The organism is Methylibium rhizosphaerae, from assembly GCF_006386545.1.
Classification (GTDB): domain Bacteria; phylum Pseudomonadota; class Gammaproteobacteria; order Burkholderiales; family Burkholderiaceae_C; genus Pseudorivibacter; species Pseudorivibacter rhizosphaerae.
Window position 1 is genome coordinate 1 of the sequence record NZ_SWAR01000021.1, and the last position, 24984, is coordinate 24984.

Genomic DNA, 24984 nt, shown 5'->3' on the forward strand with positions numbered 1-24984 from the left:
AGATCCACCCCACCACCCATCCCCTGCGCCCCTTCCGGCCAGCGGGAAGGCAAACCCCAACGACATCCTCCAACAAACCCCCATGAACGACGCGCTTGACAAAGCGGGTCTCATAGAAGGGGATGCGGGCCGGCTTGGGAGCGGCCCGGCGCTCGGCCCGTGAACGTCTCATCGTCCAACCCCGCGACCCGCGCGCTGCCTGGCGTACCACCACGGCGTGACCACCGCGAGCACGGTGAGCAGCAGCACGGTGGAGGCGGCCGAGGCGAGCCCGATGTTGGCGCGGCCGAACAGGTGGTCGATGATGAACTTGGCCGGCACCTCGCTGGCCAGGCCGGGGCCGCCCTGGGTCATGGCCACCACCACGTCGAACACCTTGACCACCGCCACCGCCAGCAGCACCAGCGCGGTGGCGAACGAGGGCCCCAGCATCGGCAGCACCACGCTCAGGTAGAAGCGCCACTTCGGGATGCCGTCGATGCGGGCGGCCTTCCAGAGGCTTTCGTCGATGCCGCGCAGGCCGGCCAGCAGCAGGGCCATCACCAGGCCCGAGGCCTGCCACACGGCGGCCAGCACGATGGCGTACATCACCGCGTCCTGCCGCACGATCCAGTCGAAGGTGAAGCCCTCGAAACCCAGCCCCCGCACGGTGGACTGCAGGCCCAGCTCCGGGTTGAGCATCCACTGCCACACCAGGCCGGTGGCGACGAAGCTCATCGCATACGGGTAGAGGAAGACGGTGCGCAGCAGGCCCTCGCCCTGGACCTGCTGGTCGATGAACACCGCGAGCAGGAAGCCGAGCACCAGGCAGGCGCTGATGAACAGCACCCCGAACAGCGCCATGTTCTGCAGCGAAAGGATCCAGCGTTCGGTGCCGAACAGGCGCTCGTACTGCGCGAGGCCGACGAAGTCGGACAGCGGCAGCGTGCGCGAACCGCTGAACGAAATGCGCACCGACCACGCGACCGTGCCCAGGTAGGCCAGGATCACCGTGGCCGCCATCGGCAGCAGCGCCGCGTGGGCGGCCAGGTGGCGGGGTCGTCGCATGTCGGGTTCAGCTGCCTTTCACTGCCGACGCGAAGGCTTTGGCCACCTCGTCGGTCGACTGGTTGGTGTTCCAGAACTTGGTGATGATGTCCTGCATCACGCCGTTCACATCGGGTGAAACCAGCATCTCCGGGTTGGGCAGGTGGCGCGAGGCGTCCTTCATGACCTGCAGGCCGGCCTGGGCGCAGATGTCCATCGACTTCGCATCGACGTCGGTGCGGATCGGGATCGAGCCCTTCTTGTTGTTGAAGGCCACCTGCGTGGCCGGCGAGGTGAAGGTGGTCGCCAGCAGGTGCTGGGCCTTGATCTGGCTGGCGTCGCTGGTCTTCGGGAACACGAAGACGTCGCCCGCGATGATGTAGGGCGACTTCGGCCCGAAGCCGGGGAAGCAGCCGAACTCCTTGCCCGCCGTCTGGTTGGCCGCCTGGAACTCGCCCTTGGCCCAGTCGCCCATGATCTGCACCCCGGCCTTGCCGGCGATGACCATCGAGGTGGCGTCGTTCCAGTTGCGGCCGGCCGAGCCCGGGTCCACGTAGTTCTTCAGGCGCTTGAAGGAGGCCAGCACGTTCTTGAAGGCGTCGCTCTGCACTGCCTTCGCGTCGCGGTCGCGGTAGACCTTGAGGTACAGCTCGGCGCCGCCCATGTGCGCGAGCAGCGCGTCGAAGGTGAGCTTCTCCTGCCATGGCTGGCCGCCGAGCGCCAGCGGCACCACGCCGGCCGCCTTGAGCTTGTCGAGCGCGGCGAAGAATTCGGTGGGGGTCTTGGGTTCGTCCTTGATGCCGGCCTTGGCGAAGGCGGCCTTCGAATACCAGAACCACGCCGGCATGTGGATGTTCACCGGCACCGCGTAGTAGTGGCCCTTGACCTTGATCGAGTTGAGGATCGGGGCCGGCAGCAGCTGGTCCCAGTTGTTCTGCTTCGCCACCTCGTCCACGTTGTTGAGCAGGCCGCCGTCGATCACGTCGTGGAACTGCTTGGAGGTGTTGAACTGGGCCGCGGTGGACGGCGTGCCGCCGACGATGCGGTTGATGGCCTGCGCGCGGGCTGCTTCGCCGCCGGCCACCGCGCTGTCCACCCAGGTGCCGCCGGCCTTCCTGTAGGCCTCGGCCAACTCCTTCACGGCGGCCGATTCGCCGCCGGAGGTCCACCAGTGGATCACCTCGGCGCGGGCCTGCGCCTGGGCGCCGGACGCCGCCGCGAAGGCCAGGCCGAGGGCCGCGGCCAGGGTGTGCAGTTTCGTCATGTTCGTCTCCTCTCGGTTGGGATCACGCCGTCTGCGCGCGGCGCGTGAAGAATGCCTGCAGCGCCAGCGCGCTGTCCTTGGGCGTGCGTTGCTGGGTCTGGTAGTCCACGTGCACGACGCCGAAGCGTTTTTCGTAGCCGAACGCCCACTCGAAGTTGTCGAGCAGCGACCAGACGAAATAGCCGCGCACGTCCACGCCCTGCCGCATGGCTTCGTCCACCGCGGCGAAGTGTCGCTTCAGGTAGCGGGTGCGCTGCTCGTCGTGCACGCGGCCGGCCTGCACGTGGTCGTCGCTGGCCATGCCGTTTTCGGTGATGTAGATCGGTGGCAGGTTCGCATAGCGCTGCCTGAACTCGACCAGCAGGTCGCGCAGGCCGTCGGGGTGGGCCTCCCAGCCCATCTGCGTGCGCTCCACGCCGGGCAACGGCGCGTCGACGAAACCGTGGGCACCGTCGCTCTTCACCACCTGGCGGAAGTAGTAGTTGATGCCCAGGTAGTCGAGCGGCGCGCGGATGGTCTCCATGTCGCCGTCGCGCACCGGCGGCTCGGCCAGCGGCCACAGCTCGCGCATCGCCTCCGGGTAGCGGCCCAGCAGCACCTGGTCCAGCACCCAGTGGCTGGAGCAGGCGTGCGCGAGGCGGGCCGCCTGGCGGTCGGCCGCGCTGTCGCTGGCGGCACTCACCGCATTGATGTTGTGCACCAGCCCGACCGGGGCCCGGTCGCTGCTGCGCAGGGCCGCGCAGGCCAGGCCGTGGCCCAGCAGCAGGTGGTGCATGGCCTCGACCGAATAGCGGGTGTCGGCGAGGCCCGGCGCATGGCGGCCTTCGCCATGCCCCAGATGGGCCGAGCACCAGGGCTCGTTGAGCGTGGTCCAGGCGCTCACCCGGCCGGCCAGCTCGCGGCCGATGCGCTCCGCATAGTCGGCGAAGCGGTGGGCGGTGTCGCGGTTGAGCCAGCCGCCGCGGTCCTGCAGGTGCTGCGGCAGGTCCCAGTGGTAGAGCGTCACGAAGGCCTTCTGGCCCTGCTGCTGCAGGCGGTCGAGCAGCCGCTTGTAGAAGTCCACGCCCCGCGGGTTGAGCTGGCCGTCCAGGCCGATGACCCGTGGCCAGGCGATCGACAGCCGGTAGGCGTCGAAGCCCAGCTGCTTGAGCAGCGCGAGGTCGGACTCCCAGCGGTGGTAGTGGTCGCAGGCCACCGCGCCGCTGTCGCCGTTGACCACCCGGCCGGGCGTGGCGCAGTAGGTGTCCCAGATCGAGGGCAGGCGGCCGTCTTCGCCGGCGGCGCCCTCGATCTGGTAGGCGGCGGTGGCGGCGCCGAACAGGAAATCGCGGCGCCACATGGCAGAGCCCTCGGGCGGTGCCACACCCGAGGCAGAAGACAGCACGGCCTGGTCCAAAACTTAACCTTTCGTTAACTGGAACCGATTCCAGTTTGTGCGATTGGAGCAGTCGATGCGCCCTGGCGTATGGGGGCTAACCCTTGAAGACTGCGGTTTCATGAAGGAGGTGCAGCATCGGGCAAGTGTCGGTCCACCTTTAATAAGTAGTTAACCTAGTGGAAAGGCTTCGATAAGAACTCCTAGAGTTCGGCTCCCGCGGTGGAATCGGTTCCACGGCGGGCCACGATTCGAGGAGACAGCATGAAGAACACATGGAAGCTGCAGGCCGGCGCGCTCTCGCTGGCGCTGGCCGCGGCGCTGGCTGCCTGCGGCGGCGGCGATGACGATGCGCCACCGCCGTCCTCCGGCCTGTCGGACTGGCCGAGGATCACCAGCGCCATCGCGCCCGAGGCGGCGCAGGAGGCGCAGATCGGCACCATCGTGGCGGGCATGACGCTGGCGCAGAAGGTGGGCCAGATGACCCAGCCCAACATCACCGCCATCACGCCGGCAGAGGTGACGCAGTACTACATCGGCTCGGTGCTCAACGGCGGCGGCGCCTGGCCCAACAACGACAAGCGGGCCACCGCAGCCGACTGGCTGGCGCTGGCCGACGCCTACTGGCAGGCCTCCATGAACACCGACATGGCGGTGAAGATCCCGGTGATCTGGGGCACCGATGCCGTGCACGGGCACAACAACGTCTTCGGCGCCACCCTCTTCCCGCACAACATCGGCCTGGGCGCGGCCAACGACCCCGAGCTGATCGAGCGCATCGGCGCGGCGGTGGCGAAGCAGGTGGTGGCCACCGGCATCGACTGGACCTTCGCGCCCACGCTGGCCGTGGTGCGCGACGATCGCTGGGGCCGCACCTACGAAGGCTTCTCGGAAGATCCGGCCATCGTGGCCAGCTACGGCGGGCGCTACACCACCGGCCTGCAGGGCCGCTTCGCCGCCTCGGGCCGGCCCACCGTCGTGGCCACCGCCAAGCACTACATCGGCGACGGCGGCACCGACCAGGGCAAGGACCAGGGCGAGAACAAGGCCAGCCTCACCGACATGATCAACGTCCATGGCGCGGGCTACTACACCTCGCTCGCCGCCGGTGCGCAGACGGTGATGGCTTCGTTCAACAGCTGGACCTTCCAGGGCACGGCGCCCGACGGCACCGCCCTGAACTTCGCCAACACCAAGATGCACGGCAACAAGTACCTGCTGACCGACGTGCTCAAGGTGAAGATGGGCTTCGACGGCCTGGTGGTCTCCGACTGGGACGGCATCGGCCAGGTGAAGTACACCGATGCGCAGGGCGTCGAGCGCCAGTGCACCAACTCGTCGTGCCCGGTGGCCATCAACGCGGGCATCGACCTGGTGATGGTGCCCAACGACTGGAAGGCCTTCATCGCCAACACCATCGCCTCGGTCGAGGCCGGCGAGATCCCGATGGCCCGCATCGACGATGCGGTCAAGCGCATCCTGCGGGTGAAGCTGCGTTCGGGGCTCATGAAGATCGAGAACGGACAGACCGTCTCCACGAAGCCCTCGCTGCGCAGCGGCGCCGGCGACGCTGCCGCCCTGCAGCACCGCGACCTCGCCCGCGAGGCGGTGCGCAAGTCGCTGGTGCTCCTGAAGAACGCCAACAGCGTGCTGCCGCTGGCACGCGGCGAGAAGATCCTCGTGGTCGGCAAGAACGCCGACAACCTGTCCAACCAGAACGGCGGCTGGTCGCTCACCTGGCAGGGCACGAGCAACACCAACGCCGACTTCCCGAACGCCGACTCGGTGCTGGCCGGCATCCGCGAGGCCGCGGGCGATGCCAACGTCGTCTACTCGGCCACCGGCAATGGCGTGAACGTGGCCGACTTCAAGGCGGTGATCGCGGTGATCGGCGAGACGCCCTATGCCGAAGGCGTGGGCGACATCGGCAAGTCCGGCACGCTGGAGCATGCCCGGCGCTACCCGGAAGACCTGGCCGTGCTCGACCTGGTGACCGGCAAGGGCGTGCCGGTGGTGACGGTGCTGCTGGCGGGCCGGCCGGTGTGGGCCAACAAGGAACTCAACCGCAGCGATGCGTTCGTGGCCGCCTGGCTGCCCGGCACCGAAGGCAAGGGCATCGCCGACGTGCTGTTCCGCAAGGCCGACGGCTCGGTGAACTTCGACTTCACCGGCAGGCTGTCGTTCTCGTGGCCCAAGGCGGCCTGCCAGGTGCCGCTGAACAAGGGCGACGCCAGCTACGACCCGCTGTTCGCCTACGGCTATGGCCTGTCCTATGGCAGCGGCGGCAGCGTGCCAGCGCTGGACGAGACCACGCCCGCCCTCGGCTGCGGCCAGACCACGCCCAACGGCCCGGCAGCCACCGAAGACCTCGTCGTGTTCCGCCAGGTCGAAAGTCCGCTGCACAAGCTCTACATCGGCTCGCCGCCCAACTGGTCGCTGCCGGTGGGCTCGGACCTCAACAACGCCGTGGTCACCAGCGACGGCCATGTGAAGGTCGAGACCGCGCAGCTCAACGTCCAGCAGGACGCGAAGAAGGTCACCTGGACCTCCACCGGCCAGTTCATGGCGCAGTCCGTCGGCGTGAAGACCGACTACTCGGGCTACCTCACCGCCGAGGCGGCGCTGGTGTTCGACGTGTCGGTGAACCAGGCGCCGCAAGGCAACGTGAAGATGCGCGTGGACTGCACCTACCCGTGCATCGGCGAACTCGACGCGACCACCGTGCTCAAGGGGCTGCCGCTGGACACCAGGCGCACGCTGAAGATCCCGCTGGCCTGCTTCCTTGCCAAAGGCACCGACTTCACCGGCATCGACGTGCCCTTCCTGGTCTTCACCGACAAGCCCTTCACCGCGACCTTCGCCGACATCCGCTGGCAGATCAACGCGGCGAAGGACGCCGATGCGCTGGCCTGCGACGCGCTCGTGCCGCCTCCCCCGCCGGTGATCGACCCGCTGCCCGGGCCGAGCGCCACGCTGTTCGGCACCGACGGCAGCTTCCTGGCCGGCTTCTCGCTGGGCACCTGGTCCACCAACGGCACGCACGTGGTGGCCGACGCGGCCACCACGACCGGGGTCATGGACCTGCAGTTCCTGGCCGACGGCGGCAACGGCATCGTCACCATCGGCGGCGGCGGTCCGATCAACCTGGCCAACTATGCCGCCGCCGGCAAGCTGAGCTTCGAGGTGAAGGTGCTGAGCTGGGGGAGCAACACCGCGGGCCTGGCCATCAAGATGGAAAGCCCGGGCGACGGCTGCCGCAACGTCGACTACATCGTGCCGCAGGCCTCGGTGCCGGCCGACGGGCAGTTCCACTCCCTGGTCCTCAATGTTGCCGACGTGGCCGCGCAGAAGAACAACGAGTGCTTCAGCCTGGAGAACATCTCGGTGCCCTTCGGCATCTTCCCGGTGTGGGACAGCCAGCAGGGTGTGCACTTCCAGGTGCGCAACGTCATGCTGTCGACGCAGTAGCCGGCAACAACCCTGAGCGGCGGCAGGCCCTGTCGCCGCTAGCATGGGCGCTCTCTTCCAGGAGAAGGAGCGCCCATGCCGCTTTGGCTGCTGAAGCTCAACGAGCACTTCCCGATCCGCTATGCCGCCTGGCTGCTCTGCGCGGTCGGGTTCTTCCTCAGCGCACTCGTGTGGGTCGCCATCGGCGACGCGGTGTTCTGGACGCTGCTGTTCGCCGCGCTGGTCATCACCGGCTTCCACGACGTGCAGCAGACCCAGCGCTCGGTGCTGCGCAACTACCCGGTCATCGGCCACCTGCGCTTCCTGCTGGAGTTCATCCGCCCCGAGATGCGGCAGTACTTCATCGAGGGCGACAACGAGGCGGCGCCGTTCTCGCGCACCCAGCGCTCGCTGGTGTACCAGCGCGCCAAGGGCGACGCCGACAAGCGTCCGTTCGGCACGCAGATGGACGTGGGCGCGCACGGCTACGAATGGATCAACCACTCCATCGCGCCCACCACGCTGGACTCGCACGACTTCCGCCTCACCATCGGCGAAACCCGCGCGCAGCCCTACAGCGCCAGCATCTACAACATCTCGGCCATGAGCTTCGGCTCGCTGTCGGCCAATGCCATCCGGGCACTCAATGCCGGCGCCCGCAAGGGGCGCTTCGCGCATGACACCGGCGAAGGCAGCATCTCGCGCTACCACCGCGAACACGGCGGCGACCTGATCTGGGAGATCGGCTCGGGCTACTTCGGCTGCCGCAACGACGACGGCAGCTTCAACGCCGAACGCTTTGCCGAAAACGCCCGAGACCCGCAGGTCAAGCTCATCGAACTGAAGATCAGCCAGGGCGCCAAGCCCGGCCATGGCGGCGTGCTGCCCGGTGCCAAGGTCACGCTGGAGATCGCGGCGGCGCGCGGCGTGCCGCCCTGGGTCGACTGCATCTCGCCCTCGCGCCACAGCGCGTTCGACACACCCATCGAGATGATGCGGTTCATCGAACGGCTGCGCGAACTCTCGGGCGGCAAGCCCACCGGCTTCAAGCTGTGCATCGGCCACCCGTGGGAATGGTTCGCGATGGCGAAGGCCATGCTGGCCACCGGCATCACGCCGGACTTCATCGTGGTCGACGGCGCGGAGGGCGGCACCGGCGCCGCGCCGCTGGAGTTCACCGACCATGTGGGCGCGCCGCTGCAGGAAGGCCTGCTGCTGGTCCACAACACGCTGGTCGGCCTGAACCTGCGCGACCGCATCCGCATCGGCTGCGCGGGCAAGGTGGTGAGCGCCTTCGACATCGCCCGGCTGATGGCCCTGGGCGCCGACTGGTGCAATTCGGCCCGCGCCTTCATGTTCGCGCTGGGCTGCATCCAGGCGCAAAGCTGCCACACCGGCCATTGCCCGACCGGCGTGACCACCCAGGACCCGCTGCGCCAGCGCGCGCTGGTGGTGCCGGGCAAGGCAGAGCGCGTGTACCGCTTCCACGAGCAGACGCTCGAGGCGCTGAAGGAGCTGGTGCAGGCGGCCGGGCTCAGGCATCCCGGCGAGATCACCGCCGCCCACATCGTGCGCCGCACCGCCGACCACGAGGTCCGGCTGCTGTCGAACCTGTTGCCGTTCGTGAAACCGGGGGCGCTGCTGGCAGCCGACCGCGGCGAGGCCGACTGGCCGCACAACGTGTACCGCCTCTACTGGCCCATGGCACGGGCCGAGAGCTTCGCGGTGGCCGGCGCCCTGGCCGCGGCGCCCGCGGCACTCGGCACGATTCCCGTGCCTGCGTAGGGCTCGCCCCTCACTCGTGGGGTGGCCGCTGCCTGGCCCGGTCCGCAGAATCCGCGCGACCAACCCAGCAGGACGGCCCCGATGGCCTCACAGGACGTGCTCACCGTCTACCTCGTCGAAGACGACCCTCTTGTTTCGCGGCATGTCCAGGACGCGCTCAACGCCGCCGAAGGCATCCGCTGCGTCGGCCATGCCGACCGGCTGGCCACCGCGCGCAGCCAGCTGCCCCAGTGCAAGCCCGACGTGCTGCTGTCCGATCTCGGACTGCCCGACGGCGACGGCACCGAGCTGATCGGCGAGCTCGACCATCACCACCACACCCACCAGGCCGGCGGCACACCGGGCTGGCATCCGCACATCCTGGTGTTCTCGGTGTTCGGCGACGAGTCGCGTGTCATCAACGCCATCGAGTCCGGTGCCGACGGCTACTTCCTCAAGGGCTGCACCTCGGACGAGCTCATCCGTGCGGTGCAGCAGGCGGCGCGCGGCGAGTCGCCCATCTCGCCGGCCATTGCCCGCTACGTGCTCAAGCGCTTTCGCGACCCGGCCTTCGCCGAGTCCGGCTTCGGCGAGCTCGATGCCGGCTCCGGCAGCGCCTCGACGCTGAGCGAGCGCGAGGCCGCGGTGCTCAAGCTCGTGGCGCAGGGCTACGTCACCGAAGAGATCGGCGAGCGGCTGCGCACCTCGGCCAACGAGGTCGCCACCCATATCCGCGACATCTACCAGAAGCTGCAGCTCGGCAAGCGGTCGCTGGCGGCTCAGCGCCAGCCGGCGGCGCGACGCTAGCGTGTCCCCCCGCACGCACGAGCCTGACGGCCCGCCGCGCCGGCGCTGGTCGACCCCGGCCATCGCCTGGGCGGCGGTACTGTGGCTGGCCGCCCTGGCACTGGCGGCCTGGCTGCTGACGCCGGCGCCGGTCCGGGTCGATGCGGCGGTCGAGATCCGCAGTGCGTCGATGCAGCCGGCGGAAGGAGGCGCCCCCAAGGTGGTGGCCCTGCCCGATGCCTGGGAGTCCACCGCGCCGGCCCGCAGCGGCACCGCAACCTACCGGCTGCCGCTGCCCGACGCGGCCGTCCAGGGCGAACAGTCCGCCGTGTTCATTCGCCGGGCCGGCAACATGTTCCGCCTGTCGCTCGATGGCCAAGCCATCGTGTCCTACGGCGGCGCGCATGCACCGCAGGCCGACTACAGCCGCGAGCCGGTGCTGGTGCTGCTGCCGCAGGCGCTGGTGGCGGCCACCGGCAATGAACTGCGCATCGACGTCACCGGAGAGGCCGGCCGCGAGCCCGGCCTGTCGGAAGTGTGGGTGGGCCCGCTGCACGAGCTGGAGCCGCTGTACCAGAGGGCCGTGGCCGCGCAGGTGCGCAGCGCCTGGTTCGTCGCATCGGCCTCGGCCGCGATGGGCCTGCTGGCCCTGCTGCTGGGCTGGCGCACGCGCGAGGCGCGCTACGCCTGGTTCGGCATCGCGAGCCTGCTGTGGGCCTGGCGCGTGACGGCGCTGTTCAACAGCGACGGCGGGCCCTGGCTCGCACTGCGGCACTGGAGCTTCCAGGTGTCGTACGTCGGCTTCGTGGTGCTGATGTCGCTGTATGCGCTGGCCATGGTCGGCCGCGAAGGGCCGCGCGTGCGGCGCTGGCTGCTGCTGGGGGGCTTGGCCGCCGTCGCGCTCACCACCCTGGGCGTGGCCGGCGGCTGGCCATGGCCGCGCTCGCTGGTGCTGATGGGCATGCTGGTGCTGGCGGTGTGGCTGTTCGTGCGGCTCGCGCAGGCGGCCGTGCACGACCGCACCACCCCGGCGCTGCTGCTCACCGCCTGCGCAGCCATCTGCGTGGTGGTCGGCGCGCGCGACTTCTACGTGTTCCGGGTGCAGTACGACTACGGTGCCTACACCTGGGCGCGCTACACCATCGTGCTGCTGATGGCGGCGCTCGCCTGGATGCTGGTGAACGACTTCGCCCGTTCGGGCGCCCGGCTGCGCGAGCTGAACCGCGGCTTGCGCGACCGCATCGCCGCCAAGGAGCACGAGCTGGCGGTGGCCTTCGAGAACTCGCGCCTGCGCGAGCGCGAGCAGGCGACGCTGGCCGAACGCGACCGCATCCTGCGCGAGATGCACGACGGCCTGGGCGGGCGGCTGGTGGCCGCGCTGGCGCTGGCCCAGCGTGCGGGGCCGCTGGAGCCGGCCGAAGCGCTGCGCGAGCTGAAGCTCGCCCTCGACGACTGCCTCACCGAGCTGCGGCTGGCGCTCGACTCGCTCGAGACGGAGGCCCAGCCGGTCGTCGAGGCGCTGGCCGAGCTGCGCTTCCGGGTCGAGCCGTCGCTGCGTGCCGCCGGCATCCGGGTGGTGTGGCAGGTCGACGAGGCGGCCAGTGACGTCACGCTGTCGGCGGCCGACACGCTGCATGTGCTGCGCATCGTGCGCGAGGCCTTCACCAACGTGATCAAGCATGCGCGTGCCAACACGGTGTGGCTGCGGCTCGAACACCTCGAACATCTGATGGGCGCCGCAGGCCGGCAGCTGCGGTTGAGCGTGGTGGACAACGGCGCAGCGCAGTCGGCCGAGCCCGGCGCGGCACGCGAGCCGCTGGCAGCGCCCGGCGGCGGTCGCGGCCTGGCGAACATCCGGCGGCGCGCCCAGAGCCTGAAGGCCGAACTCGAGATCGGCCCGCAGGAAGAGGGCTGGGAAGTGTCGGTGAGGATTCCGCTCGGCGAGGCTGGTACGGCCTAGTCAAGCCGCGGCAGGCGGCGCGGTCTCGATGAAGCTCTGCCGCTGCATCAGCTTGTCGTACAGCTTCGCGAGGTTGGGGTGCGCGCCGCGCCAGTCGATGTGCGAGAAGCGGAAGTCGAGGTAGCCCAGCGCGCAGCCGATCGCTACGTCGGCGAGCGTGTAGTGGCCGCCGGCGGCCCAGGCGCGGTCGCCCAGGCCCTTGCCCATGGCCTGCACGCAGGCGTGCACCTTGTCCATCTGGCGCGTCACCCAGGCGGGCGAGCGCTGCAGCTCGGTGCGGCCGTTCCAGGTCTGTTCCAGGCGGGCGAGGATGGCCGCGTCCATGAGTCCGTCGGCCAGCGCTTCCCAGGTGCGCACCTCCACGCGCTCGCGCCCGGTCGGCGGGATCAGCTTGCCGACCGGCGAGAGGGTGTCCATGTATTCGACGATCACGCGCGAGTCGAAGATCGCCTCGCCGCCTTCCATCACGAGACAAGGCACCTTGCCCAGCGGGTTGGCGGTCGCGATGGTGCTGCTGGGCGACCACACGTCTTCGAGTTCGAACTGGTAGTCCAGCTTCTTCTCGGCCAGCACGATGCGGACCTTGCGCACATAGGGGCTGGTGAGCGAACCGATGAGTTTCATGTCGTGGGCGGGAAGAGACCCCGCAGGAGGGAATCGAGCGATTCATTCTAGTGTTGCGCCGTCTCCCGGAGGCCTGTGGGCGGGCCGCTACAGTCTCCCTATTCCGGGGGGAGTCCCGCCACGGCACGCGCGTGCAAGATCGCGCCTCACCATGAAGAACATGCCCGCAAGCAGCGCCTATCCCGCCAGCGCCGGCGCGAATTCGAGCTTTCCCGCGTCCCACGGCGGGCGCTTCGGCGGGGCCGACAGCGTCAGCGACATCGGCGGCATCGTGGTCGACAGCTCCGACGTCGTGGGCATGGTGAGCTCCATCGGCGTATCGGCCGACCCGACCACGTCGCCCGCGCCGCTGTTCGGCCGCGTGCGCGCGGCGCAGCAGGCGCATCACCTGCCGATCGAGTTCGGCGGAACCGGCGGTGAGTATTTCCGCATCTGGATCGTCAACCTGCTGCTCACGCTGGTGACGCTGGGCCTGTACTACCCGTGGGCCAAGGTGCGCAAGCTGCGCTGGTTCTATGGCCACACGCAACTGGCCGGCCATGCCTTCGACTTCCACGGCGAACCACGCAAGATGCTGCGAGGCACGATGCTGGCCGGGCTGCTGGTGGTGGCCTACAGCGTGGCGGGCGAGTTCTCCCCCCTCTCCGGGCTGCTGGCGGCGGCCGTCGTCGCGGGCCTGTGGCCGCTGATGCTGCGCGCCGCCTTGCAGTTCCGGCTGGCCAACACCAGCTGGTGCGGGCTGCGCTTCAGTTTCTCGGGCTCGGTGCGCGAGGCCTACGCTGCGGTGGCGCCGCCGCTGCTGCTGTTCCTGCTGCCGGCCACGCTGGCCGCGTTCCATGAGGCCGACCTGGGGCTCGCGCCGGCCACGCTGCAGGCGCTCGACGCCATCGTGGTGATCGCGGCCGTCCTGATGCTGCTGGGCCTGCCTTACTTCCTCTGGCGCCTGAAGCGCTACCAGCACAGCCATTTCCGCCTCGGGCAGCTGCGCACCGAGTGGAAAGGCGAGCTGCGCGCGGTGTATGCCCTGTGCCTGCGCGCCTTCGGCATCGTGCTCGTGCCCATCGTGCTGATCGTGGCGGGCATGGCCGGCATCAGCGCCGGCAGTTCGTTCGGCGCCGGCGTGGTGCTGCTGCTGCCGCTCATGTTCGCGCTGATGCTCGCCGGCGTGGTGGTGGTGTACCTCGTGGCGCCGGCCTACTTCACCGTGCGCATGCAGAACCTGGCCTGGACGAAAACCGGCAACCGCTACGTGCGCCTGCGCAGCCAGCTCGCGCTCGGCCCCTACATCAAGCTGCAGCTGGTGAACTGGCTGCTGGTGATGTTCTCGATGGGCTTCTACTGGCCGTGGGCGGTGGTGAGCACGCGCCGCATGCGGCTGGCGGCCATCACGGTGGTGTCGCGCGTCGAGCCGGAGGAGCTGGCCATGGCCGTGCGGCCGAAGGCCGGCGACGCCGCGGCCGAGATGGGCGAAGAGCTTTTCGGCCTGGACTTCGGCTGGTGAGCGCCGTCGCCGCAGCCACGGCCTCGCCGCACGTCGAGGCCGACTACTTCGACGGCCGCCAGGCTCGCGCGCACCGGGTGCGCGCCCATGTGAGCGGCGGCCAGCTCTACCTGCGCGGCAACGGCATCGCGCTGGCCGTGCCGCTGGCGCAGGTGCAGTGGCCGCCCGCCGGCCAGCGCGGCGCCCGCCTTGCGCACTTTGCGAGCGGCGCCTCGCTGCAATGCGCAGACGGCGCGGCATGGGACGCCTGGGCGGCGGCTTCGGGACTCGAGGCCTCGATGGTGGCCCGTGTCGAGGGCAGCTGGCGCTGGGTCTTCGGTGCGGTCGCGGCGCTCGTGCTGCTGGTGGGCAGCTTGTACGTCTGGGGTCTGCCGTGGCTGTCGCGCGGCGTGGTGGCGCTGGTGCCGTTGTCGGTGGACGAAAAGGTCGGCGAGGTGGCGCTGGAGTCGCTGCCCGACGGCTGGCTCGAACCGACCCGGCTGCCCGCCGACCAGCAGCAGCGATTGCGCGCCGCCTTCGACCGGGCGGTGGCGGCCGCGTTCGTGCCCGGCGAGGCTCCGGCCTACACGCTGCGATTCCACAAGAGCGGGCTGGGTCCCAATGCGTTTGCACTGCCGGGCGGCACCATCGTCATGACCGACGAGCTGGTGACGCTGGTGGCCGGCCGCGAAGATGCCATCGTCGGCGTGCTGGCGCACGAGCTGGGCCATGTGCGCCACCGGCACGGCATGCGTGCGCTGGTGCAGGTCACGGTGCTGGGCGCCGTCTCGAGCCTGGCCTTCGGCGACTTCAGCGGCCTGTTCGCCGGCCTGCCGGTGCTGCTGGGCCATGCCGGCTATTCGCGGGACGCCGAGCGCGAAGCCGACGGCGAAGCCATCCGCATCATGCAAAAGGCCGGCGTATCGCCCGAGGCCATGGTGGTGTTCTTCGAAAGGATCGGCGCCTGGGCCGACGAGAAGGCCGCCGGCAAGGCCGGCCGCAAGGAGGGCGAGCGCAAGCCCGAGCCGGGCCAGGCCCGTGAGGAGTCGCTGCTGGGCATCGCCTTCTCGAGCCACCCGGCCGACGCGGAGCGCATTGCGCGCTTCCGCGAGGCGGCGCGGGCGATGCCCACGCCTATCGGGCGTTGAGGCTGGCGCAGGCGGCCGGGTCCGACAGGTCGGTGCCGGCCTTCACCCGTGAGAGCCGGTTGCCGTAGTCGCTGCTGAATTCGCCGAGCAGCCCCTTTTCGGTGATCAGAACGTCGTGCCCGTCGAACAGCGGCGCACGGCCGAGCTTCACCGAGCAGCAGAAGGGTTCGATGTCGTCCACCGCGGTGGCGCCCTGGAACACCCGCACCTCGTTCTTCACCGTGACGCCGCCGGGCAAGGTGAGCGACAGCGGCACCTCGGCGCGGTCGTCGAACAGGTAGCGCTTCACGAAGGAGAAGTCGCTCACGAACAACTCGCGGCCCAGCACGCGCACCCTGTTGGGGTGGCCGATGCCGTGTGCTGCGGCGAGCCAGTCGCGCTCGGAGGCGGTGATGCGCGGCCGCTCGCCCGTGAGGTCGAGCGCCACCCGGGCGACACCCGCGGCGCCCGGCAGTCTGTAGTCGGCCAACAGCAGCCGGCCGTCCTGGGTGACGGCCAGGCCGTTGGGCAGCGCAAGCACTTCATCTTCGATCCTTCCCTGGCTGTGGTGGTGGTCGCCGCGGAATCCAGGACCGATGCCGCGCCGTGCCACCGGGTTTGCCAGCGGTTTTCGGGTAACCCTGTGTGAAGGACTCGCAGACAGCGCAGTCCAGCCGCCGATGGCGGCGCGCCCGGGCCCCAACGGGGCGCCGCCTACAATTCGGGCTCGCTTTCCGCTTGTGCCGCCGCTACGCCGCGCCTTCTCGCGCGCTCCTGCCATGACCGCTCCTCTGTCCGCCCTCACCGCCCTGTCCCCGCTCGATGGCCGCTATGCCGCCAAGGTGTCCGCGCTGCGCCCGCTGCTGTCGGAATACGGCCTGATGCACCGCCGCGTGCAGGTCGAGATCGAATGGTTCATCGCGCTGTCCGATGCCGGCCTGCCCGAGTTCGCGCCGCTGGGCGAGGCGAGCCGCCGGCAGCTGCGCGCGCTGGTGAGCGGTTTCGGCGAAGCCGATGCGCAGGCCATCAAGGACATCGAGAAGACCACCAACCACGACGTCAAGGCGGTCGAGTACTGGATCAAGTCCCGGTTCGAAGGCCAGCCCGAGCTGCAGAAGGCCAGCGAATTCGTGCACTTCGCATGCACCTCGGAGGACATCAACAACACCAGTCACGGCCTCATGCTCAAGGCGGCGCGCGAGGCGGTGCTGCTGCCGGCCGTCGACGGCCTGATCGACACGCTGGCCGGCATGGCCGAGCAGCTGGCCGCGCTGCCGATGCTCAGCCGCACCCATGGCCAGACCGCCAGCCCCACCACCGTGGGCAAGGAGATCGCCAACGTGGTGGCGCGCCTGCGCCACGCACGCATGCGCATCGCCGAGGTGAAGCTGCTGGCCAAGATGAACGGCGCGGTGGGCAACTACAACGCCCACCTGTCGGCCTACCCGGACGTCGACTGGGAAGCCTTCAGCCGGCGCGTGGTCGAGCAGCAGCTCGGTCTTTCGTTCAACCCGTACACCATCCAGATCGAGCCGCACGACTACATGGCCGAGCTGTTCGACGCGGTGACGCGCACGAACACCATCCTGATCGACTGGTCGCGCGACGTGTGGGGCTACATCAGCCTGGGCTACTTCAAGCAGCGCACCAAGGCCGGCGAGATCGGCAGCTCGACGATGCCGCACAAGGTCAACCCGATCGACTTCGAGAATGCCGAAGGCAACCTCGGGCTGGCCAATGCGCTGCTCGCGCACCTGAGCCAGAAGCTGCCCATCAGCCGCTGGCAGCGCGATCTCACCGACTCCACCGTGCTGCGCAACATGGGCGTGGCGCTCGGCTATGCCGTGCTGGCCTACGACTCGCTGGCCCGCGGCCTGGGCAAGCTCGAGGTGAACGAAGCCGCGCTGGCCGCCGACCTCGATGCCGCCTGGGAAGTGCTGGCAGAGCCCATCCAGACCGTGATGCGCCGGTATGCGCTGCCCAACCCGTACGAGCGCCTGAAGGAGCTCACCCGCGGCAAGGCCATCACGCGCGAGGCGATCGCCGCCTTCATCGAGACGCTGGAGCTGCCCGAAGCCGAAAAGGCCAGGCTGCGCGAGATGACGCCGGGCAACTACATCGGCCGTGCGGCCGAGCTGGCGCGGCGCATCCGCTGAGACACCCGCGCAGACGAGCGGCATGGCGATCACGCGAGCGGCCGGCCCCCTGCGCAGCGCGCTGCTGGTTTGCCGGCTCGTCGCCGCATGCCTGCCGGGCCTGCTGGCCGCCGTGCCGGCCTCGGCGCACCATGGCGTGTCGCTGGCTTCGCAATACGAGCAGGCGCGCGCCGTGGCCGACAAGGCCGGCCACCACCGCCTCGTGCTGGCCGGCGCCGCGATGGATGCCTCGTCCACCGCCTTCGTCGGCGACGTGAAGCTGTTCGAGCAGGCGTTTCGTGCACAGGTGCCGCGCTCGGCCAGCGTGCTGCACCTGGCCAACGGCCTGCGCCGCCAGGCCGGACCGGATGCGACGGCGCGCTCGATGCGCCAGATGTTCACGCTGGCCGGCACGCTGGTGGCCGGTGAAGCCGCGCCCGGCTCGCTGGTCGTGGTGCTGCTCACCTCGCACGGTCATGTGGGCTACCTGTCGGCCGCCCGCCATGCCAGCGACAACAGCAGCGTGCATGTGAGCGAGCTGCGCGAGTGGCTGGCGCCGCTGGGCGAGACCACGCCCACCCTGCTTATCGTCTCGGCCTGCTATTCGGGATCGCTCATCCCGCTGCTGGAGCAGCCCAACCGCATCATCGTCACGGCCGCGTCGGAGCGCACTTCGTCGTTCGGCTGCGAGGCCGACAGCCGCAACACGTTTTTCGTCGAGGCCCTGTTCGACGACGGGCTGGACGCCTCGCAGAACATCGAACAGTGGTTCGCCCGCGGCGCCGCACGCGTGGCCGAGCGCGAGAAGGCACTGCAGCTCACGCCGCCGTCCAACCCGCAGCTGTGGGTGGGCGACAAGGTCAAGGCGCTGGCGCGCAAGCCGTGGCGCGACCTGCTGGCGCCATTCAACGCGCCGCCGGGCCGCTGAACCCGCCCGCGGCGCGCGGGTTCCTACAATGGCGCCCCATGAGCTTCCTCGCCCGACTCCAACAAGCCTCCCGTCTCAACGATTCGCTGCTGTGCGTCGGGCTCGACCCCGAACCGGGCAGGTTCCCGGGCGCATGGAAGGGCGATCCCGGACGCATCTACGACTTCTGCGCGCGCATCGTCGATGCGACCAAGGACCTCGTGCTGGCCTTCAAGCCGCAGATCGCCTACTTCGCCGCGCACCGAGCCGAAGACCAGCTCGAGCAGCTGATGGCGCACATGCGCCGCGTCGCGCCCGACGTGCCGGTGATCCTCGATGCCAAGCGCGGCGACATCGGCTCCACCGCCGAGCAGTACGCGAAGGAAGCCTTCGAGCGCTACCAGGCCGATGCGGTGACGCTGTCGCCCTTCATGGGCTTCGATTCGATCGAGCCCTACCTGCGCTACCCCGGCAAGGGCGCCATCCTGCTGTGCCGCACCTCCAACGCCGGCGGGTCCGACCTGCAGAACCAGCGTCTGCACGACGTCGCCGGCCAGCCGCGCGTGTACGAGCACATCGCCCACCTGGCCCAGACGCAATGGAACACCAACGGCCAGCTCGGCCTCGTGGTGGGGGCCACCTTCCCGGGCGAGATCGCCCGCGTGCGCGAGCTGGCGCCGGACCTGCCGCTGCTGATTCCGGGCGTGGGCGCGCAGGGCGGCGATGCCGAAGCCACCGTGCGCGCCGGCTTGCGCGGCGGCCAGGGCAGCAGCGGCCTCATCGCGGTGAACTCGTCGCGCGCCGTGCTGTATGCCGGCAGCGGCGACGACTTCGCCGAAGCGGCACGCGAAGCGGCGCGGGGCACGCGTGACATCCTCAACGAAGCGCGCCGGGGCATGTGACGCCGCGACTGCGACGCTGCGGGTAATGCACAGGGTCTTGCCGAAAGGCCCGCCGATACACTGACCCGGCCTTTTGGGGCCCATGCCGCAGGTCACCATGCCGTTCCCGCGCATCTCGCAGTTCCCGGCGCCGCGCTTCTTCATCCCGCCGAAGGTTGCCCGGTCGTTCTTCCTGCTCGGCGCCGCCCTCGCGGTCCTCAGCGCGCTGCTCATCCTGTGGACGCTCGACGCCCTGCGTATCGACAAGCGCCTGCTGACCGCGGCACCGGTGGCCTTGCTGGGCCTGGTGCTGGCCTCGTATGGCCGCAAGCCCGTGCTGCCGCAGCGGCAGACGCCGGCCTTCATGGCCGCGCTGGTGGCCTCCACGCTGACCCTCGCGGCCATTGCCGTCATCACAGGCGCAGGCCTGCAGATGGCGGCCCTGGGCCTGCTGCCTCTGCTGGTCGCGCTCGCAGGCCTGCTGGTCGGTCGTGCGCACGCCACTGTGCTCGCATGGGTGTCGGCCGCCTTGGTGCTGGCCCTGGCGCTGTGGGAGCCGCGCCCCGGTACGCTCGTGGGGCCGGTGTCGTCCGGCTGGGCGCGTGCGGTGTGGCACCTGTTCGCCATCGCCTGCGGCGCGGCCACCGCCTTCCTCATCGATGCGGTGCTCAAGAGCAGCGCGGCGCAGATGCACCTGCGCGACCTGCGCTACAGCAACCTGTTCGCCTGCTCGCCGCTGGCGGTCGTGACCCACCGCGACGGCCGGGTGCTGATGGCCAACGACGCGGCCTTGCGCCTGCTCGGTTATGCCAGGGCCTCCGACCTGGTGGGCCACCCGCTGCAGATCCACTACGAAGGCGCCGACCATGAAAGGATGGGCCAGCGGCTGGCGCGTGCCATGAGCCTGCCGCCGGGCGGCACCATCGAGCCGGCCGACTTCAGGCTCATCCGCTGCGACGGCAGCAGCGTGTACGTCACCGTGGCCAGCTCGCGCGTCGAACTCGACGACGGCCCGGCCTGCGAGTCGATCTACCTCGACGTGAGCGAGCTGCGCCACAACGAGCGCGCGCTGCTGCGTTCGGGTGCCATGCTGTCGCGGCTCATCACGGCCAGCCCCGACATCATCACCGTGACCGTGCTGGCGACCGGCCGCTACCTGCTGGTCAACCCGATGTTCGAGCGCGTCAGCGGCTATGGCGCTGCCGAGGTGCTCAACCGCACGCCGCTGGAGCTGGGCCTGCTGACGCCGCATGAACGCGAGCGCCTGGTCTCGGCGCTGAAGGCCGGCAACGGCCTGGTGCAGGACCTGCCCACCGTCTACCACGCCCGCTCGGGCCGCGACCTCGCGGTGAGCGTGTCGGCCGCGGTGTTCGACCTCGACGGCCAGCCCTGCCTGGTGGCGATCGCCCGCGACGTGACCGAACGCGAAGCCGAACGCAGCGAGCATGAAGCCATCCTCGCCAATGCGTCGGTCGGCATCGCCTTCACGCGCAACCGGCAGTTCCGGCGGGTGAACCGGCGCTTCGAGGAGATGCTGGGCTGGCCCGTCGGCAGCCTGGCCGGGCAGCCGGTGGCGGCGCTGTGGAGCGGCCCGCAGGAACATGCCGAGGTCGAGGCCCGCTCGATCGCCGCGCTCGCCGAAGGCCACCCGCTCGACGGCGAATGGCACATGCACCGGCGCGACGGCAGCCGCTTCTGGTGCCGTGTGCGGGCGCAGAGCGTGGGCGCCGACAACGGCCGGCGCGGCGGCACGATCTGGATCCTCGAGGACGTCACCGAGCGCCGCCGGGTGGACCGCGAACTCGCCAGCGCGCGCGATGCCGCCGAGGCGGCCAGCCGGGCCAAGAGTGCCTTCCTGGCCAACATGAGCCATGAGATCCGCACGCCGCTGCATGGCCTCATGGGGCTGGCCGAACTGGCGCGCAACCCGGAGCTGCCCGAGGCCCGCCGCGCCGAATACCTGGCGCGGCTGGTCGACAGTGCGCGTGCGCTGTCGGCCGTGATCAACGACATCCTCGACCTGTCGAAGATCGAGGCCGGCCGCCTGGACCTCGAATACCAGCCCTTCGACCTGAAGGCGCTGTGCACCACCGTGGCCTATGCACAGGAGCCGGTGGCCCACCAGCGCGGGCTGGTGCTCTCGGTCTCGTTCGACGAGGCGCTGCCCGAGCGGGTGCTGGGCGATGCGGTGCGCCTGCGGCAGATCCTCGACAACTTCCTGAGCAACGCGCTCAAGTTCACCTTGCACGGCAGCGTGTCGATGCAGGTGCAGCCGGCCGGCGGCGAGCGGGTGCGCTTCATGGTGCGCGACAGCGGCCCCGGCATCGACACGGCCACGCAGGCGCGCCTGTTCCAGCCCTTCGTGCAGGCCGACGAATCGGTGACGCGGCGCTACGGCGGCACCGGCCTGGGCCTGGCCATCTGCCGCGAGCTGGCGGGGCTCATGGGCGGCGAGGTGGGTGTCGTCAGCGCGCCGAATGAGGGCAGCGAGTTCTGGGTCGAGCTGCCCCTGCCGCCGGCGCCCGCGGCCGATGCGATGGCGGTGCCTCCAGCGGCCGACGGCACCCTGGCCGAGGGCAACGGCAGCAATGATCGTGCACTCGAGGGCGCGCGCGTGCTGGTGGTGGAGGACAACCCGGTCAACATGCTCATCGCCGATTCGATGCTGCGGCAATGGGGCGTCGAGGTGCTGAAGGCCGGCGACGGCTACGAAGCCATCGAGGTGGTGGGCCGCGAATGCGGCGAACCCGGCGGACGCGGGCTCGACCTGGTGCTGATGGACGTGCACATGCCGCGCCTGTCGGGCGACGAGACCACGGTGCGATTGCGCGAGCGCTGGGATGCGCAGGCGCTGCCCATCGTCGCGCTCACCGCCGCGGCACTGGTGGCCGAACAGCAGCATGCGCTGGCGGTGGGCATGAACGATTTCGTCACCAAGCCGATCGAGTCGCAGCGGCTCAGGGACGTGGTGCTGCGCTGGGTGCGTCGCCCACCCCCGTAGCGCCTTCGGCGCTCCCCCTCGAGGGGGCAGGCCTGGTCGTTTCAGCTCAGCAGCGCCTTCACCAGGTCGGTGCTGCGGCCGGCGGGCGCGTCGGCTGGGTCGAGCCGCAGGGTGGCTTCCACACGGTCGAGGTGCTCGGTCATGTGCCGCACCGCCGCCTCGACGTTGCCCTTGCGGCATACCTGCAGGAAGTCGGCATGTTCATGGGTGGAGCAGCTGGCGTCGTTGCTGCTCTGGTAGAGCATGGCGATCAGCGAGCTGCGCGCCACGAGTTCGCGCACCATCTCGGCCAGCACACGATTGCCGCAGGCTTCGGCCAGCAGCACATGGAAGTCGCCCAGCAGGCGCTCGCGCGCCGGGGCGGTGGCGGCGGTGGCATGCGAGCCGAGCGCATTGCGCTCGAAGCGCACATGCTGCTCGAGCTCGCGGTAGTCGGCCGGCTTGGCGCGGGCCACGAACAGGCGCACCACCTCAGCTTCGAGCACGCGGCGCACGGCAAACAGCTGGCGCGCTTCCTCGACGCTGGGCTTGCTCACATAGGCGCCCTTGTCCGGAACCATCTCGATGAGCTTGTCGCGCCACAGCACCAGCAGGGCGGCGCGGATCTTGGTGCGGCTCACCGCATAGACGCGGCCGAGGGCTTCTTCGCGCAGGCGGGTGCCGGGCGGCAGGCGCTTGTCGACGATGGCCGCGGCGATGTCGGTGGCGATGGCTTCGACGGTGGGGCCGCGCTCGGGGGCTTCCGGCTCGTCGTCGGTGGGAGGCTGCGGAGGGGCGGCTGGCTTGCGCGGCATGCCCGGGATTTTAGGGATCGGGCAGGCTCTCTCAGACACACACCACCCGTCACTCAAGCAACAGGCTGAACTCAAGCCACCTGCTTCAACCCCCCGTCCTGCAAGGCAAACCCCTGCAGCACCCCGCTGTAGGCCTTTACCGGCGGCGCCGCCAGCGGCCCCCGCTTCGAGGTGCGCAGCCCCAGGCTCACCAGCGAATCCACCAGCTGCACGGCGGCAGTCACGCCGTCGATCACCGGCACGCCGATCTCGTGCGAGATCGCTTCGCACAGGTCGGTCATGCCGGCGCAGCCCAGCACGATCACGTCGGCCCCGTCTTCCTCCAGGGCGCGGCGGCACTCGTCGGTGATCAGTGCCCGGGCATTCGAGCCCGGCCGCTCTAGTTCGAGCACCGGCAGCTCGCACGCCCGCACCTTGGCGCAGAAGCGCTTCATGCCGTAGGCCTCGGCCAGGTGCCAGGCGATGCCGGTGGTGCGCCCCAGCGTGGTGACCACGCTGAAGCGGCTGCCGATCAAGCTCGCCATGTGCATGGCGGCCTCCGCGATGCCAACCACCGGGCCGCGCGCCAGCTCGCGCGCGGCGAGCAGGCCCGGGTCGCCGAAGCAGGCGATCACGTAGCCGTCGACACCTTCGCGTTCGCCGCGCGCCACCTCCTGCAGCAGGCCGGGCACCGCCAGCGCCTCGTCGTAGTGACTCTCGATCGACGCCGGCCCCATCGACGGGCTCACGGCCACGACCTCGGTGCCGGGCCGCGCGATGGCACGCGCGCTCGCGGCCATCTTCTCGGTCATGCTCCAGGTGGTGTTGGGATTGATGATCCTGATCTTCACGGTCGTGCGTCCCTCAGCGCTTGGCATTGAGCAGGGCGTAGAACACGAACCCCAGCCCCATGCCGATGAACCATGCGTAGTTCGCGGCGGGCCGCCAGGCCGGGATGAACACGCACAGCATCGGCACCAGGGCGGCGGGCACGAGCGCGGCGATGGCGCGGCGGTTGTAGCCGTTGCGGTACCAGTACTCGCCCTTGGGGCTCATCGAATACAGGTCGTCGACCTTGACCCGCTGGCCGCGCACCAGGTAGTAGTCGGCGATGAGGATGCCGAACAGCGGCCCGATGAAGGCGCCCAGCACGTCGAGCGTGTAGTGGATCACCTCGGGATTGTTGTAGAGGTTCCAGGGCGTAATGAACACAGAGCCCACCGCGGCGATCATGCCGCCGGTGCGCCAGCTGATGCGCTGCGGCGCGACGTTCGAGAAGTCGAAGGCCGGCGACACGAAGTTGGCGACGATGTTGATGCCGATGGTGGCCACCATGAAGGTCAGCGCGCCCAGCACGACAGCGGTGGTGCTGTCGATCCTGCTCACGGTGTGCACCGGGTCGGTGATGAGTTCGCCGAACACAGGCAGCGTGGCGGCAGTGGTGATGACGGTGAGCAGCGAGAAGAACAGGAAGTTGACCGGCAGGCCCCAGAAGTTGCCCTTCTTCACCGCGTCGAAGCTCTTCGAGTAGCGCGAGAAGTCGCCGAAGTTGAGCATCGGGCCGCTGAAGTAGCTCACCACCAGCGCGATCGCCGACAGCATCACCGGCAGCGCGTCCCAGCCTTCGAACTTGATGCCGCCCAGGTTCATGTTGATGTTGCTCCAGCCGGCCTTCCAGACCAGCCAGCCGCACAGCACGCCCATCACCACGTAGACCGCCGGGCCGGCCCAGTCGATGAAGCGGCGGATCGACTCCATGCCGTGCCAGAACACGAAGGCCTGCAGCACCCACATCACCATGAAGGCGACCCAGCCCAGCGTCGACAGGCCGGCGAAGCCGTGCTGCGACACGTCGGCATACGGCGTCCACTGCGGGAAGAAGTGCAGCGCCACCACCATGAAGGCGGCCGAGGCGAGATAGGTCTGGATGCCGTACCAGGCCACCGCGATGAGGCCGCGGATCACCGCCGGGATGTTGGCACCCAGCACGCCGAACGAGGCGCGGCAGATCACCGGATACGGCGTGCCGGTCACCTGGCTGGGCTTGGCCACCAGGTTGCAGAAGAACTGCACGATGCAGATGCCCACCAGCAACGCTACCAGCACCTGCCAGCTCGACAGGCCGAGCGCGAACAGGCTGCCGGCGGTGATGTAGCCGCCCACGCTGTGCACGTCGGACATCCAGAACGCAAAGATGTTGTATTGACCCCAGGTCTGCTTCTTCAGCGGCGCCAGGTCTTCGTTGGTGAGCCGGTCGTGGTAGCCGGGCTTGATCAAGGCGTTGCTCTCGTGAGCGGGGTGCGCCGGGGTGGGCTGGGCGCTTGCCGCGCTGTCGGCCAGGGCTGTGGTGTTCATTGCAATCCTCGCAGCTTGGGGCGGTTCGGTCCCGGGGGTTTGTCTCCTCCACCCGGTCCGGTCGGCGACGGTATGGCAC

Annotated in this window: 18 protein-coding genes; 10 read left to right on the top strand and 8 right to left on the bottom strand. The window is 69.7% G+C overall.

Annotated elements, in window-relative coordinates:
- Positions 1-168 precede the first annotated feature (168 nt).
- Genes E8D38_RS15575 through E8D38_RS15585 form a run of 3 tightly spaced genes read right to left on the bottom strand, consistent with a single transcriptional unit; the run spans position 169 to position 3629 of the window.
- Complete coding sequence (locus E8D38_RS15575; RefSeq protein WP_140632630.1) at positions 169-1047, bottom strand: carbohydrate ABC transporter permease; 879 nt, start codon at positions 1045-1047, stop codon at positions 169-171.
- 7 nt (positions 1048-1054) lie between these two features.
- Positions 1055-2290: an ABC transporter substrate-binding protein gene (locus E8D38_RS15580; protein WP_140632633.1), complete on the bottom strand. Its 1236-nt coding sequence runs from the start codon at positions 2288-2290 to the stop codon at positions 1055-1057.
- A gap of 22 nt (positions 2291-2312) precedes the next feature.
- Positions 2313-3629, bottom strand: coding sequence for a GH1 family beta-glucosidase (locus E8D38_RS15585; RefSeq protein WP_140632636.1), 1317 nt, complete (start codon positions 3627-3629; stop codon positions 2313-2315).
- A 300-nt stretch (positions 3630-3929) separates the two neighbouring features.
- Between E8D38_RS15585 and E8D38_RS15590 the strand changes: the two genes are divergently transcribed.
- The 4 genes from E8D38_RS15590 to E8D38_RS15605 all read left to right on the top strand — a co-directional run bounded on the left by E8D38_RS15590 (position 3930) and on the right by E8D38_RS15605 (position 11622).
- A complete protein-coding gene (locus tag E8D38_RS15590) occupies positions 3930-7133 on the top strand; it encodes a glycoside hydrolase family 3 N-terminal domain-containing protein (protein WP_140632639.1) in 3204 nt (1067 codons plus the stop codon).
- A gap of 75 nt (positions 7134-7208) precedes the next feature.
- Complete coding sequence (locus E8D38_RS15595) at positions 7209-8897, top strand: FMN-binding glutamate synthase family protein (protein WP_140632642.1); 1689 nt, start codon at positions 7209-7211, stop codon at positions 8895-8897.
- Positions 8898-8978: 81 nt separating this feature from the next.
- Positions 8979-9683 (top strand): response regulator, encoded by a 705-nt coding sequence (locus E8D38_RS15600; RefSeq protein WP_246099518.1) that lies wholly within the window; start codon positions 8979-8981, stop codon positions 9681-9683.
- A 1-nt stretch (position 9684) separates the two neighbouring features.
- A complete protein-coding gene (locus E8D38_RS15605) occupies positions 9685-11622 on the top strand; it encodes a sensor histidine kinase (protein ID WP_140632645.1) in 1938 nt (645 codons plus the stop codon).
- On the opposite strand, the gene E8D38_RS15610 is transcribed toward E8D38_RS15605, so the two are convergent.
- Positions 11623-12246 carry a glutathione S-transferase N-terminal domain-containing protein gene (locus E8D38_RS15610; protein ID WP_140632648.1) on the bottom strand — a complete coding sequence of 208 codons (624 nt, stop codon included), beginning with the start codon at positions 12244-12246 and terminating at the stop codon, positions 11623-11625.
- A 151-nt stretch (positions 12247-12397) separates the two neighbouring features.
- Here E8D38_RS15610 and E8D38_RS15615 point away from each other — a divergent pair, with 151 nt between their 5' ends.
- Complete coding sequence (locus E8D38_RS15615; protein ID WP_181179165.1) at positions 12398-13747, top strand: YjgN family protein; 1350 nt, start codon at positions 12398-12400, stop codon at positions 13745-13747.
- Positions 13744-14874 carry a M48 family metallopeptidase gene (locus tag E8D38_RS15620; RefSeq protein WP_140632654.1) on the top strand — a complete coding sequence of 377 codons (1131 nt, stop codon included), beginning with the start codon at positions 13744-13746 and terminating at the stop codon, positions 14872-14874. Before E8D38_RS15615 ends, E8D38_RS15620 begins: the two co-directional genes overlap by 4 nt.
- On the opposite strand, the gene E8D38_RS15625 is transcribed toward E8D38_RS15620, so the two are convergent.
- The gene (locus E8D38_RS15625) at positions 14861-15394 is read right to left on the bottom strand and encodes a hypothetical protein (protein ID WP_140632657.1); all 534 of its coding nucleotides are present in this window, start codon (positions 15392-15394) and stop codon (positions 14861-14863) included. The genes E8D38_RS15620 and E8D38_RS15625 overlap by 14 nt on opposite strands.
- 238 nt (positions 15395-15632) lie before the next feature.
- Here E8D38_RS15625 and purB point away from each other — a divergent pair, with 238 nt between their 5' ends.
- The 4 genes from purB (at position 15633) to E8D38_RS15645 (ending at position 21777) form a co-directional block, all read left to right on the top strand.
- Positions 15633-17009 carry an adenylosuccinate lyase gene (gene purB, locus E8D38_RS15630; RefSeq protein WP_140632660.1) on the top strand — a complete coding sequence of 459 codons (1377 nt, stop codon included), beginning with the start codon at positions 15633-15635 and terminating at the stop codon, positions 17007-17009.
- Between the two features lie 22 nt (positions 17010-17031).
- Entirely contained in the window at positions 17032-17916 is an 885-nt protein-coding gene (locus E8D38_RS15635) for a C13 family peptidase (protein WP_140632663.1), read from the top strand.
- 38 nt (positions 17917-17954) lie between these two features.
- Entirely contained in the window at positions 17955-18797 is an 843-nt protein-coding gene (gene pyrF / locus E8D38_RS15640) for an orotidine-5'-phosphate decarboxylase (RefSeq protein ID WP_140632666.1), read from the top strand.
- Positions 18798-18894: 97 nt separating this feature from the next.
- A complete protein-coding gene (locus tag E8D38_RS15645; RefSeq protein ID WP_140632669.1) occupies positions 18895-21777 on the top strand; it encodes a PAS domain-containing hybrid sensor histidine kinase/response regulator in 2883 nt (960 codons plus the stop codon).
- 41 nt (positions 21778-21818) lie between these two features.
- Here E8D38_RS15645 and E8D38_RS15650 read toward each other — a convergent pair whose 3' ends face one another.
- The 3 genes from E8D38_RS15650 to E8D38_RS15660 all read right to left on the bottom strand — a co-directional run bounded on the left by E8D38_RS15650 (position 21819) and on the right by E8D38_RS15660 (position 24905).
- Positions 21819-22571 (bottom strand): GntR family transcriptional regulator, encoded by a 753-nt coding sequence (locus E8D38_RS15650; protein ID WP_140632672.1) that lies wholly within the window; start codon positions 22569-22571, stop codon positions 21819-21821.
- A gap of 71 nt (positions 22572-22642) precedes the next feature.
- The gene (locus E8D38_RS15655) at positions 22643-23401 is read right to left on the bottom strand and encodes an aspartate/glutamate racemase family protein (RefSeq protein WP_140632675.1); all 759 of its coding nucleotides are present in this window, start codon (positions 23399-23401) and stop codon (positions 22643-22645) included.
- 13 nt (positions 23402-23414) lie between these two features.
- Positions 23415-24905, bottom strand: coding sequence for an NCS1 family nucleobase:cation symporter-1 (locus E8D38_RS15660; protein ID WP_140632678.1), 1491 nt, complete (start codon positions 24903-24905; stop codon positions 23415-23417).
- Between the last annotated feature and the right edge of the window lie 79 nt (positions 24906-24984).